This is a genomic window from Telluria sp. ZT3P25, assembly GCF_059685895.1.
The window spans coordinates 2,715,212-2,729,013 of sequence record NZ_JCASIJ010000001.1; the positions used below are offsets into that span (position 1 = coordinate 2,715,212).

At 64.0% G+C, this 13,802-nt stretch carries 12 protein-coding genes and 1 riboswitch; of the genes, 7 read left to right on the forward strand and 5 right to left on the reverse strand.

The features are described from left to right. The first annotated feature begins 108 nt into the window (after positions 1–108). The 3 genes from AC56LY_RS12065 (at position 109) to AC56LY_RS12075 (ending at position 1,614) form a co-directional block, all read left to right on the forward strand. Positions 109–579, forward strand: a complete 471-nt coding sequence (locus AC56LY_RS12065) for a GNAT family N-acetyltransferase (RefSeq protein ID WP_499579668.1) — start codon at positions 109–111, stop codon at positions 577–579. Positions 580–934: 355 nt separating this feature from the next. Continuing rightward, positions 935–1,117: a hypothetical protein gene (locus AC56LY_RS12070; RefSeq protein WP_499579671.1), complete on the forward strand. Its 183-nt coding sequence runs from the start codon at positions 935–937 to the stop codon at positions 1,115–1,117. A gap of 2 nt (positions 1,118–1,119) precedes the next feature. Then, positions 1,120–1,614: a hypothetical protein gene (locus AC56LY_RS12075; protein ID WP_499579675.1), complete on the forward strand. Its 495-nt coding sequence runs from the start codon at positions 1,120–1,122 to the stop codon at positions 1,612–1,614. A gap of 826 nt (positions 1,615–2,440) precedes the next feature. Here the strand turns inward: AC56LY_RS12075 and AC56LY_RS12080 are convergent. Together AC56LY_RS12080 and AC56LY_RS12085 are read right to left on the reverse strand one after the other, a co-directional pair. After that, positions 2,441–3,334: an alpha/beta fold hydrolase gene (locus AC56LY_RS12080; RefSeq protein ID WP_499579679.1), complete on the reverse strand. Its 894-nt coding sequence runs from the start codon at positions 3,332–3,334 to the stop codon at positions 2,441–2,443. A 93-nt stretch (positions 3,335–3,427) separates the two neighbouring features. After that, positions 3,428–4,084 (reverse strand): DUF3592 domain-containing protein, encoded by a 657-nt coding sequence (locus AC56LY_RS12085; RefSeq protein ID WP_499579682.1) that lies wholly within the window; start codon positions 4,082–4,084, stop codon positions 3,428–3,430. A 214-nt stretch (positions 4,085–4,298) separates the two neighbouring features. Here AC56LY_RS12085 and AC56LY_RS12090 point away from each other — a divergent pair, with 214 nt between their 5' ends. Further along, on the forward strand, positions 4,299–6,791 hold the full coding sequence (locus AC56LY_RS12090; protein WP_499579686.1) for a TonB-dependent receptor plug domain-containing protein: 2,493 nt from the start codon (positions 4,299–4,301) through the stop codon (positions 6,789–6,791). 1 nt (position 6,792) lies between these two features. Here AC56LY_RS12090 and AC56LY_RS12095 read toward each other — a convergent pair whose 3' ends face one another. Beyond that, on the reverse strand, positions 6,793–7,689 hold the full coding sequence (locus tag AC56LY_RS12095) for a LysR family transcriptional regulator (RefSeq protein WP_499579690.1): 897 nt from the start codon (positions 7,687–7,689) through the stop codon (positions 6,793–6,795). A 98-nt stretch (positions 7,690–7,787) separates the two neighbouring features. Here AC56LY_RS12095 and AC56LY_RS12100 point away from each other — a divergent pair, with 98 nt between their 5' ends. Beyond that, the gene (locus tag AC56LY_RS12100) at positions 7,788–8,993 is read left to right on the forward strand and encodes an MFS transporter (protein ID WP_499579693.1); all 1,206 of its coding nucleotides are present in this window, start codon (positions 7,788–7,790) and stop codon (positions 8,991–8,993) included. A 5-nt stretch (positions 8,994–8,998) separates the two neighbouring features. Here the strand turns inward: AC56LY_RS12100 and AC56LY_RS12105 are convergent, their stop codons facing one another. Further along, positions 8,999–9,712 (reverse strand): glutathione S-transferase, encoded by a 714-nt coding sequence (locus tag AC56LY_RS12105; RefSeq protein ID WP_499579697.1) that lies wholly within the window; start codon positions 9,710–9,712, stop codon positions 8,999–9,001. Between the two features lie 93 nt (positions 9,713–9,805). Then, on the reverse strand, positions 9,806–10,114 hold the full coding sequence (locus AC56LY_RS12110; RefSeq protein WP_499579701.1) for a hypothetical protein: 309 nt from the start codon (positions 10,112–10,114) through the stop codon (positions 9,806–9,808). 307 nt (positions 10,115–10,421) lie between these two features. Between AC56LY_RS12110 and AC56LY_RS12115 the strand changes: the two genes are divergently transcribed. Then, positions 10,422–11,195 carry a DUF535 family protein gene (locus tag AC56LY_RS12115; protein ID WP_499579705.1) on the forward strand — a complete coding sequence of 258 codons (774 nt, stop codon included), beginning with the start codon at positions 10,422–10,424 and terminating at the stop codon, positions 11,193–11,195. Between the two features lie 55 nt (positions 11,196–11,250). Then, positions 11,251–11,348, forward strand: a riboswitch (TPP riboswitch). An 82-nt stretch (positions 11,349–11,430) separates the two neighbouring features. Beyond that, positions 11,431–13,560 (forward strand): TonB-dependent siderophore receptor, encoded by a 2,130-nt coding sequence (locus tag AC56LY_RS12120; protein WP_499579707.1) that lies wholly within the window; start codon positions 11,431–11,433, stop codon positions 13,558–13,560. Positions 13,561–13,802 lie beyond the last annotated feature (242 nt).

The following is a 13,802-nucleotide window of genomic DNA, read 5'->3' on the forward strand; positions in this document are numbered from 1 at the left end:
GCGGTGCGCCACTATTTGCAATTCATTTATACGTAACACTGCAACGCGAAGGGAGTGACCGTGCGGCACGCAACACCTGATGGTCCAACCGCGCGACGCGCAGCAGAGGTGTCCACGAACGCCTTCGCGAACAGCGGCATCAGGCCAGCAACACCGGGCGACATCGCCGCGCTGGTTGCCATTGAAAACGCCAGCTTTCCCGGCGACCGGCTCGACCGGCGCCGCTTTCGCTACCTGCTCAGAGAAGCCAACAGCGTGACATTCGTCGACGTGGACGGCGCCGCCGTGCGGGGCTATATCCTGCTGTTGCTACGGACTGGCTGGCGGGGTGCGCGGGTGTATTCCATCGCCACGCATCCGGCCCATTTGGGCTGCGGCGTGGCCGCACGCCTGCTGACTGCGGCCGAGCGCTGGGCTGCGGCCCACGGCTGCGTGGAAGTGCGTCTCGAAGTGCGGGCCGACAACGCCGCCTCGCTCGCGCTATTCCGCGGGCGCGGCTATGTTGCGTTCGGAAGCCATGCTGCGTATTACCACGATGGCATGGATGCGCAGCGGCTGCGCAGGACGCTGGGTCTGTAACCGATTTGCCGGGCCCGGCGCTGGCGTCAATGGCTGTCGAGCCGCTGGTGCAGCTCGAACTCGTGATCAATGTGCGGAGATCACGCTTGCGTTCAGGGTTTAGCCGCCAGACATGGAAGCCTTTCAAATGCGCTTCGAGGACTTTGCACGGTCGCCGAACCGAGAGTTGGTCGCGTAGCTCAGCAATTAAGTTGTACCTTATCCAGACGTTCTGGCGAAGTACACCGACCTTCAAGCGTCGCATCTCGGCGGACTGGAGTCCGAGCAACAACGCGGACTACCTTGTGGCACGCCAAATTGCGCTGCAAGGGATGAGTTCAAAATTGGCTATCTCCCCATTTCTTGAAAGCTCAACATGGCGATCGACGTCTATTTGCATATCGAGGGGACCGAGGGGATGCTTCTGATTGACCACGTCTCCCTGCAATTTAGCAAAGTGAAATGGAAAAACCCGCAGCAGAGAATCGGCGGCGTCGTTGGCCAAACCGCTGATGGATGGGGTCTGTCCTGCAACAAATCGTGTGCTTACCCGGAGTGATCATGACTGACCCGAAACCTGATCCGCTGCGGCCCACCCAAGATTCGCGCGGGTTCTTCATGCTGCCGCGAGCGGCTCGTGATGCTGGTTATTACACCTACGGCACGATGGATAAAAGACCTGATCGTGGCGGGTACCAATACGCCCACCCGATCATGATGACCGCCATCCTGCGTGTAGCGCACGAATGGCAGAAGATAGATCCGCGCCGCGTTGGTGTTGGCAATATCAGCCGAGCCGACATGCGCGACGATGGCGAGCATGCTACTCATTTGGATGGGCTACAAGTTGACTTGCGGCCTATTCGCAAAGACGGCGTCGAATGTCCGGTAAGCTGCTTCTCTCCAGAGTATGACCGAGCAGCAACCACCAAAATTATCGAGTTGTTTCGTGCGTTCACACCAGTCCAAGTGGTCTGGTTCAACGACATGTCGATACCGTTCGTTCGCCCTATGCGGGGCCATCACGACCACTTTCATGTCGGACTAAGGGGATGATATGCGACGCGCTATCTCAGCAATCGCCGTATGCGGATTGGCCACGCTGTCTGCGCTGGCGTCCGATACGCTAGGCGGGTGGACTCCGATACCCGGGGCAAATTATCGAATATTTTCCGGTGAAACTGTCGTGTACAGTGAGGCCCCTACGGCTAAAGATCGCAAATTGAGCATCCTGATCAGGGGGCAGGCAGCCAAGGAAATTTTTGACTCGATTGGTCCCGACGCACGCGCGCAAGATATGTGCAGCACGTCGAACGGCGACCGTGAGCGGGCGAAAGGGGCAGTTCAGTGTACCTTCACAGCGCTCAAGGCTTCGGAGACAGGCATGGGCTATCGGTGCTGGGTCGGTGTCGATCTAATCAGTGGAAAGGGGATTCCTAGCGTGCCCTGTTAGAACAACGCCGACATGGTCAACGTTATCTCCCACGTAACCCGGACCCGGACTATGCGGTCTCGGGAGAACACGTAGGTGCACTTTAGCAGGCCTCTATGTCGTCAGCGCTACCGTCATCGTTGGCGGTGAGCTGAGCCACGTCGACCTGGTGCGCGCAAAGCAAGGGGTCGACGGCGGCCTGGCCGGTCAGGTTTCCACCGACGGATCTACTGGCCAACAAGGCGCTCGCACAGAATCGCATGCTAGCTGTCGTTTTTTATTCAAGCAGACAGCAAGCGTGTTTTCGCGAATACCATTCGTGATCGCGAAATGCCAGGGCGATCGCGCAAGTTTTTCGTGCTCGCCGACAAGCCGCTCCGCCTCGCATTCGGTGAGAGTCACTACTGCGCAGATATCGACTGCCTATCTCGATGCTGTTTATCCTCCGGTTCAGCGTTGCGCGAGGAACGGTAGCACCCGTTCAAGCAGCGTATCCGGCGCTTCCTCGGCAATATAGTGCCCACACGGCAGCGCCCCACCCTGCACATCAGCCGCCACCCGTTGCCACTCCTGGAGCGGATCGAAGCAGCGCCCCACCACGCCCTGCTCACCCCACAACACAATCAGCGGCAGCGCCAAGCGGTTCCCGGCATCGCGGTCGAGCCGATCGTGCTCGAGGTCGATCGTCGCAGCAGCGCGGTAGTCTTCGCAGATACCATGCGCGGCGCCCGGTAACGCCAGGCAGCGCTGGTACTCGGCCAGCGCGCGCGGGTCGAACGGCGCCAGGCCTGCACTGCGTTTTCCCATCACGTCCCGTACATAGGCGGCGGGATCGGCCTCGATCAGGCGCTCGGGCAGCGGCGCCGGCTGGATCAGGAAGAACCAGTGCCAGTAAGCGCGCGCGAACGCGTCGGACGTTTGCTCGTACATCGCGAGCGTGGGCGCGATGTCCAGCAGCGCCATGCGCTCGACGGCCTGCGGATGGTCCAGCGCCAGCCGGTGCGAAACGCGCGCGCCGCGGTCATGGGCCAGCACGCGAAACGTGGCAAATCCCAGTGACTGCATCACTGCCACCATGTCGGCCGCCATCGCACGCTTGCTGTAGTTGGCGTGGTCCGGCGCGCCCTGCGGTTTGGATGAATCGCCGTAGCCACGCAGGTCGCAGGCCACGACCGTGAAGTGCTCGGCCAGGCGCGGTGCGACGCGGTGCCAGATGGTGTGCGTTTGGGGGTGACCGTGCAGCAGCAGGAGCGGCGGGCCGGAGCCACCGACGATGGCGTTGATGGTGACGGTCGGATCGACCTCGACTTGCAGGGCGCGGAAATGGGGGAACAGGTCTGTCATGGTGTCTCGTGATTGGTCTCGTTATTCGTCTCGTTATTCGTCTCGTTGCCGGCGTGTCGATATGCAGGCTTGATGGGTCTCGTAGCGCCACCACTATACAAGCCGATGCCCCTGCAGTGCGGCGGCACGCTGCATCCTTGCCGTGCGCTCTGCTGCGCGCGCCAGCGCATCGCGTCGCAGCCGGGCCGCGGCGCGCAGCGTCCCGATGCCTCCTGCAACCAGCAGGATCGCCAGCGCCACAAAAATCCACTCTGCGGGACTAATCCCATCCGCGTAGACAACGGCGCGTCCGGGCTGGCCGGGCCGATAGCGGACCGTGATCGGATCACCCGGCTGCTGGTGGGCGAAGCGCGCCTGCATGACGGCGTGCGAGCGATCGCACGGTACGTTGCTCAGCCAGGATGTGGCCTGGCGCCTGCCGGTAAATTCGCGGCCACCCACAGTGTAGCGATAGCGCAGCTGTATGCACCATCGGGTCGAGCGGCCTGTGGATTTGTAGAGCGTGCTGCTGGTGATCTGCGCCTGCGCCTTTGGCCAGTCCCAGGCCGCGTACTTGTCGAACAGGGTCACGCACATGAACACGCTGATCACCATGCCGACGAGCAGAAACCCCCATCCGAGGAGTGAATGAAGCTGGGGGTCCGGTGGAAAGGTGGGCTCGGCCCGAGGCGCTGACGTTGGCTGGCTCATTGCTTGGATGGGCTGGATCGTGGTGCCATCGTGCCGTGAATCCGGCGCGCTGGCAATCATGGTGCATCACCTTATGCGGCAGGCATCGGCATGTGCTCGCTCGCGCGTTGCGTACCGCACTTACATGAACCTGACATCTCGCCATTGTTGTAATTACGTCATTCGCGATTAGCACGAATTGACACCATGGCAAGCGCTGAGCAGTATGGAATCGAGGTCCCGGCCTCGCCCTTCCCAGTGGAACACCCGCGTTTGAATATCAAAGGATTGCACCATGCAGAGAGCCAAGACGGAAAAGACAGCAGTTGCCCTTGCCATTGCCGCGCTGTGCGCAGGCTTTGCCCACGCCCAGGAGGCGCCGCAAGCCGAGACCACCGCAGCGTCCGCGACCGTGGTCGTCACCGGCACCCGGGTGGCCAATCGCACCGTGCTCGATACCACCGCACCTGTCGACGTGATCTCGGCCGAGACCCTGAAGAACTCGGGCAGCACCGAACTGACTCAGGCGCTGTCGATGGCCCTGCCTTCGCTGAACTTCCCGCGGCCGGCGCTGACCGACGGCACCGACACCATCCGCCCTGCCACGCTGCGCGGCATGTCGCCCGACCAGACCCTGGTGCTGGTGAACTCCAAGCGCCGCCATGCGTCGTCGCTGGTGAACGTGAACGGCTCGATTGGCCGCGGTTCGGCAGCGGTCGACCTGAACACCATCCCGACCGCGATCGTCAAAACGGTCGAGGTGCTGCGTGACGGCGCTGCGGCCCAATACGGCTCGGACGCGATCTCGGGCGTCGTCAACATGCGCCTGCGCACCGACCGCACGGGCGGCGAAGCGACCGTCAACTATGGCGCCAACAAGACCGAATACGACCTGTATAACGCAGCGCCACCGGCCGGCGGCACCTGGACCGCCCCGGCCTCGCGCAAGCGCACCGATGGCCAGACTGCCACGGTCAGCATCTGGAAAGGCCTGGCCCTGGGCGAGACCGGCTACCTGACGATCGCCGGCGAATTCCGCGACCAGAACCGCACCGAGCGTACCGGCTACGACATGCGCCAGCAGTACGCGCTGGTCAACGGCGCATTCGATCCGCGCGAGAACACGATCAACCGTTTCAATGCGTGGACGGGCGAGCCCGACATGAAGCAGTCAACGCTGTTTGCCAATGCGGGCAATGACATGGGCGGCGGCGTCAAGGTGTATGGCTGGGCGAGCTACCAGGACCGCGATGCCACGTCGGCCGGCTACGCCCGCATCCCGCAGGACGCGCGCAACATCCAGTCGATCTACCCGGACGGTTTCCTGCCGCAGATCTCGCCGACCGTGAAGGACTTTTCGGCCACCGGCGGCGTGACCTGGGTTGCCGGCGCATGGGACATGGACGCCTCGCTCGGCTACGGCAAGAACAAGATGGAGTACACCATCGAGAACACGCTGAACCGCTCCCTTGGCCCGACCAGCAAGACCGCGTTCTATGCGGGTGGCTATTCGTACGACCAGGCGGTGCTGAACCTGACCGGTGTGCGCAGCGTCGAGATGGCGTCGTTCTCGTCGCCGCTGAACGTGGCGGTTGGGATTGAAGCGCGCCGCGAAGGCTATGAGCTGTTTGCCGGCGAAGAGCAGTCGTACAGCTTCGGCGGCGCGCTGCTGCCCAACGGTACGCCAACGGCGCCGGGCGCCCAGGTGTTCCCCGGCTTCCGGCCATCGAACGAAGTCGACGCGCACCGCAACGCCATTGGCGCCTTTGTCGATCTGGAAGCGAACCTGACGCCCGAGCTGCTGGCATCGGTGGCCGTGCGCGGCGAGCGCTATTCGGACTTCGGCAACAGCCTGGCCGGCAAGCTCGCGCTGCGCTATGACTTCAACCCGAACTTCGCCGTGCGCGGCGCGATCCAGAACGGCTTCCGCGCGCCCTCGCCGCAGCAGCAGAACTTCACCGCGACCTCGACCAACTTCATCAACGGCGTGCCGTTCGAGATCACGACCTTCCGCCCGGACGATCCGGTCGCCGTTGCGCTGGGCGCCAAACCGCTCGACGCCGAGAAATCGATCAACGCGTCGCTCGGCGCCGTGATGCGTCTGGGCGCCGTGAGCCTGACGGTGGACGCCTACCGCATCGACATCGACGACCGTATCATCCTGTCCGAGAACCTGACGCAGACGAACGTGCGCAACTACATCGCGAGCCAGGGCTTCATCGGCGTGGGCGGCGGGCGCTTCTTCATCAATGGCGTGGACACCACCACCAAGGGCGTCGACATCGTGCTGAGCATGCCGTACAACGCCGGCGATGCGGGCAAGCTGGACTTCACGCTGGCGGCCAACTTCACCGACACCAAGGTGACCAAGACGCCGACGACGACGCAGCTCTCGAACCTGAGCCCGGCGCCGGTGCTGTTCGATCGCCTCAATGTGCTGTCGCTTGAAAAAGGCCAGCCGAAAAACAAGGTCAGCGCCAATGTGAACTGGCGCCTGGGCCAGTGGGGCGCGACGCTGCGCGCCACGCGCTACGGCGAAGTGCTCTCGCCAGGCACCACGGCGGCGTTCGACTTCGAGATGGGCGCCAAGACCACGGTCGACCTGGAAGGCCGCCTGGCGGTCACGCCGAAGCTGACCCTGGCGCTGGGCGCGGACAACGTGTTCGACCAGTATCCCGAGACGCAGCCGCCATCCATCAACACCACCGGCAACACGCCGTTCTCGTCGTACGCGCCGTTCGGTCGTGCGGGCCGCTATATCTACGGCCGCGCCACCTACGCGTTCTGACCTAGCGTTCCAGCACCTCGCCCAGCCTGTGGGCGAGGAACTCCACCAGCGCCGCCACCCGCGGCGCGAGCGCACCCTGCTTGTAGAACACAGCCCAAACGGGCTGTGTCCACGGCAGGGTGTGTTCTTCCAGCACCGGTACCAGCCGCCCCGCCGCGACATCCGCGCGCGTCAGAAAATCCGACAGCGATGCGATCCCCGCGCCATGCAGCGCCAGCTGCCGCAGCGTCTCGCCGCTCGACGCCACCACTTGCGGCGTGATCGTCCAGCCTTCACCGCCGCCATGACGCAGTGGCCAGGTATTCAACAGCGCCGGCGCCGTGAAGCCCAGCGTGCGATGCCCTGCCAGCGCCGCAGTGTCGCGCGGCGCGCCGTGGCGTTCGAGATACGCGGGTGAGGCCAGCACGCGCAGCCGCGCCGCGCCCAGGCGGCGTGCATTGAGCGTCGAATCGGGCAGCGCGCCGATGCGGATCGCCAGGTCGGCCCGCTCTTCGATCAGGTCGACATAGGTTTCGCCACTGACCAGCTCCAGCCCGATTAGCGGATACGCATCCAGAAATTCGGCGACCAGTGGCGCGAGCAGGTGGCCCAGCGCCGGCGTGGCGGCATTCACGCGCACCAGGCCCGCCGGCTGCGAGCGGCGCGCAGCCGCTTCGGCTTCGGTGTTGGCCAGGTCGGCCAGAATTGTCCGTGCCCGGCCCAGCAGCCAGGTGCCCTCCTCGGTCAGTTGCAGGCGCCGCGTCGTGCGCTGGATCAGTGTCATGCCCAGGCTGCCCTCGAGGCGCGAGATCGTGCGTGAGACGCCCGACGGTGTCTGTCCCAGGCGCTCGGCAGCGCGCGAAAACGAGCCCGTATCCATGACTGCCGAAAACACAATCAGCGCATCCACGTCGATCATTGATGACTCCGAATCAAAAGTCCATTGTAGCCGGACCTGTTTTTCCGGGCTGGCAAAGACGGCACACTGCACGTCTGCCATCTCTGAGAAAGAACACCATGCCACTCGCACTCTGGGCGCTCGCATTGAGCGCTTTTGCCATCGGGACGACCGAATTCGTCATCGTCGGCCTGATTCCCACCATCGCCGCCAGTCTGCAGGTGTCGGTGCCCTCGGCAGGCCTCCTGGTCAGCCTGTACGCGCTGGGCGTGGCCATCGGCGCGCCCCTGCTCACGGCCATGACGGGCCGCATGCCGCGCAAGCAACTGCTGCTTGGCCTGATGGTCCTGTTTACGATCGGGAATCTGGTAGCCTGGATGGCGCCGGACTACACGGCATTGATGGCCGCGCGCGTGCTCACGGGCCTGGCGCACGGCGTGTTCTTCTCGATCGGCTCCACCATCGCCACGAGCCTGGTGCCGAAGGAAAAAGCAGCCAGCGCGATCGCGCTGATGTTCACCGGCCTGACTGTGGCGCTGGTCACCGGTGTGCCACTCGGGACCTTCATCGGCCAGCACTTCGGCTGGCAGGCGACGTTCCTGGCGGTGTCGCTGCTGGGCGTGATTGCCGTCATCGGCAGCGCTATCCTGGTGCCATCCGATATTGCCGGCAGCAAGCCAGCGCCGCTCTTGATGCAACTGGCGGTGCTGAAGAAGCCGCGCCTGCTGCTGGTATACGCAATCACGACGCTTGGCTACGGCGGCAGCTTCATCGCCTTCACCTACCTGGCGCCGATCCTGCAGCAAGTGGCCGGCTTCGCCGCGTCGACCGTCAGCCTCGTGATGCTGGTGTACGGCGTGTCAGTCGCGGCCGGGAATATCTGGGGCGGCAAGCTGGCCGACCGCCTCGGACCGGTGCGCGCGCTGCAGATCGTGTTCGCGTTGCTGGCGCTGGTGCTGTTGGTGCTGGCCTTCACGGCGCCGAGCAAACCGCTGGTGTTGATGACGGTATTGGCCTGGGGCGCGGTCGCTTTCGGCAACGTGCCCGGCCTGCAGGTGTATGTGGTGCGGCGCGCCGAACGCGATGCGCCGCAGGCCGTCGATGTCGCCTCTGGCCTGAACATCGCCGCCTTCAATGTCGGCATCGCGCTGGGCGCCTGGGGCGGTGGCCTGATTGTCGCGCACCTCGGCCTGATGGCCACGCCATGGATCGGTGCGCTGGTGGTCGTGGGCGCCCTGCTACTCACCACGCTGGCCGGGTGGCTCGATCGCCGCGACGGCGTGCCGGTCAAAGATATGACCACCACAACGGTCGCGCTGCACTGACCTGCTTACGCGTCCAGTTCGGGATAGCGGCGGAAGATGCCGTCCTGGTTGAACGGAATGCGGCGCGGCGATGCCAGGTAGGCCGCGATCTTCGGCCGCGCCGCCACCCGGTCGCGCAGGCCGGTGAGCTCGGGATGCTCCTGCTCGATCTTCTTCATCGCGTTGGGGAATGCGTAGCGCAGACCCTCGATCACCTGGAACAGCGACAGGTCGGCGTAGCTCACGCGCTCGCCCAGCAGGTAGTCGCGTGGCTCGGGATTGGCCAGCAGCCGCGCAAAATAGGCCATGAACTTGGGGATGCGCGTCTCGACAAAATCGGCCGCGCGGCGCTTGGCTTCGGGCTTCTGGTCTTCGTAGTACAGCATCGCAGCGATCGGGTGATGCGTGTCGTGCGCCTCGGTGACCAGGTCAGCGATCGTCAGTTGCAGCTGATGGACCCAGAGCCGGCCAGGTTCGGTGCGTGGCGCCAGGCCATGCTGTTCGCCCAGATACAGCAGGATGTTGGCTACCTGGCCGATGGTCTGCTCACCGGCTTTCAGGAACGGCGGGGCAAAGGAAGGATGGTCGCCGACTTCGAGCGCGGCCATCAGCAGGTCGACGCCGCCATCGCGCCGCGCTACATCGACGTAATCGGCGCCCGCTTCTTCCAGCGCCAGTCGTACGAATTCGCCGCGGCCCTGGATCGACGGCCAGTAATACAGTTCGTAGGGATGCACCATGATTGTTTTCCTGTTGATGGAGAAAAGTCATGGTAGACCGAACAGGAAGGCCGGGAAGCACGGTACGCCGGGCCTGCAGACCGTCCCTGTTATTCAGGCGACTGCGCACCACCGTTTGGCGATCGTCGGAGGCAGGTTGAAATGCTTCGCCGTTTCTGCAATCGAGGCCTTGTTTTCTTTCTTCCATGCCGAGACCTGGCTGGCATTCGGCCTTTGCGGAATGCCCGTGCTGTCCTTGTCCTTGCCCTTGGCCGACTTGGCGGTCGCAGCGCGCGATGCCTGGCCCACGACGCGACTGGACGCCGTGCGGTGCATGCTGCGGGACTGCGTGTCATTCACAGATTCGTGCCCGGTCACAGGGCCCTGCGCGAGGGGGCCTTCCGGCGGCTGGTTGTGCGTCATAAAAGTTCTTCCGTGCTGATAAATAAGTGCCGCCATTATGACCTGCTCCCGATGGCAAGCGGGCATTCGCGGCCGTCAACGTGACGCGACTAGCGTGGCGCGCCACAGACATGGACCGATTGTGGCTATTGAGCAACGCCTTGTAAGGGGCCGAACCCCGCCAGCAGGGCCACTGCCCCTGATCGTGTTGGTTCCTGACGAATCATTACACTTTCTCCAAGCACACGTTGGCAATCGGGAACATAATTTCACTGAGGAACTAATTTAATAAAGTTCACCCGCCACTTCTTTGTCCAATGGAGCGCCCATGATCATCGCGCGATTGACCCAACGCTGGCACGCCCTGCGCCGCTGGCGCGCGCACCAGTCCCCCGATTCCCACGCCCGCTTCGAGGAGACGACCTTCAATCGGGCGTACCGCGATGCGGTGCATGGCAGCGCCGGCCTGATCCTGTGGCAGCACGATGGCGAGCATGGGCGCTTTGCGCTGCAACTGCGCACGGCGCAGCGTGACGATTCGCAGCATGGGTTGACCTTGACGCTGCTCGCCAATGACGCGGTGCTGCATCGCCTGTCCTGGACCTGGGCCGACGGTGCGCAGCTGGCGCTTCCGGTGGCGAGCGTACCGCTGGTGACCCACAACGCCGGCCTGTGGCGCAATGCCGGTCCGGCCTTCGATGCGTTCGAGCGCGCCTTCCCGAACAACTCGCCCAGCTTCTTCGCGTTTGCCGCCCTGCAGGGCGCAGCGCAGGCGCTGGGCATCGACCGCGTGCTCGCGCTGCGCGCCACCGCGCATCCGGCCTACCAGCCAGACCAGCACGCGACCTTCGAGAGCGGCTACGATGGTTTCTGGCGCATTCTCGGCGGCGCCGAATACGATGCGCGCCACTACCAGATCACGCTGCCGTTCTACCTCAAGCCGCTGGCCGACATGCCATCGAAGCACCGCAAGCGCGCCGCCCAGCGCCGCGATCAGTGGCGCGCAATTGGCGAGGCAGCGCGCACGACGCTACTGCACTATATGGCCCCTGTCGCCACGACCGCTGCCGCGGCCAGAGCGCCCACCACCGCACAAGCCTGAACCTTCTCGACGCTTGCCAGATTCACCACGGCCGTCAAGCGCCGTGCTACACTCGCGCCTTCGCTAGGGGTCCTGGGACGTTGTTCCGGGTGAGACATACCCTTCGTACCTGATCTGGATAATGCCAGCGAAGGAAAGCGCAAAGCAGCCCTCCCGTTCGTTTGCCCTTCCCCCACGTTGGCTCCGGCTTGAATTTAAGCGGCGCGCCCTCGTGGCGCGCAAACACGAGCACACCATGACCTTCACTCTGAAGCACCCAGTCCTTGCCTGCGCCATCGTGCAGGCCTTCGTTGTCACGCCTGCGGCAGTCGCGCAGGACGCCATTCCCTCGGTCGTCGTCACCAGCAGCAAATGGATCGCGCTCGACCGCGCCAGCGTCGGCGGCTTCGCCGAAACGCAGCTGCTCGACGCGCCGGCATCCATCACGTCGATCGGCCAGGGCCAGATGCAGGACCTGTCGATCCGCAGCGTCACCGATGCGAGCCGCTACGATGCGTCGATCGGCGACGCCTACAACGCCATCGGCTACGCCGAACAGTTTTCGGTACGCGGCTTCACGCTCGACAACGCGACCAGCTACCGCAAGGACATGATCGCGATTTCGGGCGACACGCAGATCCCGCTCGAGAACAAGGAACGTATCGAAATCCTGCGCGGCCTGGCCGGCCTGCAGGCTGGCGTCGCAGCGCCCGGCGGCATGCTCAACTTCGTCACCAAGCGGCCGACCAATGCGCCGCTGCGTTCGGCCACAGTTGAAGTGCGCGAACGCGGCACCGTGTACGGCGCGGTCGACCTGGGTGGCCGCTTCACCGACCGCCGTTTCGGCTACCGCATCAATGCCGCTGCCGAAGACCTGAAGTCGTACGTGCGCGGCGCCGACGGCAAGCGCCAGTTCATTTCGGCCGCCTTCGACTGGCAAATGTCACCGGACGCGCTGTTCCAGATCGACGTCGACCACCAGCACAAGGAGCAGATCACCGCCCCCGGCTACCAGCTGCTGCGCAATGAAACCCTGCCTACCGGGATCTCGGCGAAAACGCTGCTCAACGACCAGCCATGGACGCGCCCCGTCGACACCGACAGCAGCAATCTCGGCCTGCGCTTCGAGTACCGCATCAACGATACCTGGACCGCGACCGTCAACGCCAACAGGCACTGGTTCAAGCGCGACGACTTCACCGCCTTCCCGTACGGCTGCAGCAACGAGGGCGACGGCTACTACCCTGGCTACTGCTCGAACGGCGACTATGACGTGTATGACTTCCAGAGCACCGGCGAGCGCAAGACGCCGTGGGGCGCGCAAGCGATGCTGCAGGGCCGCTTCGACACGGGCGCGGTGCGCCACGCGCTGACGATCGGCAGTGCCTACGCCGAACGCCACGACAGCTTCGGCGAATACGTCTACGACTACGTCGGCTCGAGCAATATCTGGCAGAACCAGATCGTGCCGCCGGTCGACAGCAGCCGCGTCACCGGCCCCGTGATGGAACGCCGCGCAACCGAAGAGCGTTCGCTGTTCGTGCAGGATGTCGTGACCCTGGCCCCGGCCTGGACGCTGCACGCCGGTGTGCGCTACGTCCAGCTCAAGCTCGATGCGCTGGAAGAAATCGACCAGGCTCGCGTGAAGTCAAAAGACTCGTTCGCACTGCCGAACGTGGCGCTGGTGTATGCGCCGGCGCCGGACTGGCGCGTGTACGGCTCGATCAGCCATGGCCTGCAATACGGCGGCATCGCGCCGATGGAGACGGTCAATCAAAACACGGTGCTCTTGCCAAGCCGCTCGAAGCAGTTCGAGTTTGGCGTCAAGCGCAATGTGAACGAGCAGCTGGCATTGTCCGGCGCCGTATTTGAAATCACCCAGGGCCTCGAATACACGAATGCCGCCAACGTCTTCGTGCGTGCGGGCGAGCAGACGCACCGTGGCGTCGAACTGTCGGCGCAGGGCCGCGCCCTGCCCGGCCTGAACTACAACCTGTCGCTGATGGCGCTCGATACAGACCAGAAGGACACGGGCGACGCCAGCACCGAAGGCAAGCGCGTGACCAATGTGCCGGAACTGCGCACGGCCGCGTGGGTCGAGTATGCGGTGCCGCAGGTGGCGGGGCTGAAGCTGGACGCGCAGTGGCAGTACTCGGGCAACAAGGTGTTCGATCCGGCCAACCGGGTCAAGGTGCCGGGGTACCACGTGGCCGGGTTCGGTGCGTCGTACCTGCTGCGCGCGGGTGGTTTGAACACGATTATCCGGGCGCGGATGGACAATGCGTTCGACAAGTTCTACTGGCGCGACGTGACGCAGTCGCTGGGTGGGTATTTGCTGCCGGGGGCGCCGAGGACGTTCAGGGTGTCGGCGCAGATTGATTTTTAATGGTAAAGAATCGATCACCGTTTATTTGATGCCAGCATAGTTGCTTTCTAAGCAGCTGCATGGCCTTGGCTAGCACGGGGCCCGCTGCAATACTGCTGCGGGCTCTTTTACGGCCGGGATTGATTCCACTGCCGGAATGAGGAAACGATAGTCATCTACCTGTACGCCCAAGGTCTGGGCCACTAGGTGAAGCCCATGCTGATCCACCAGCGAATCGCGTTTACATCCGGGTTCGCCGCGAT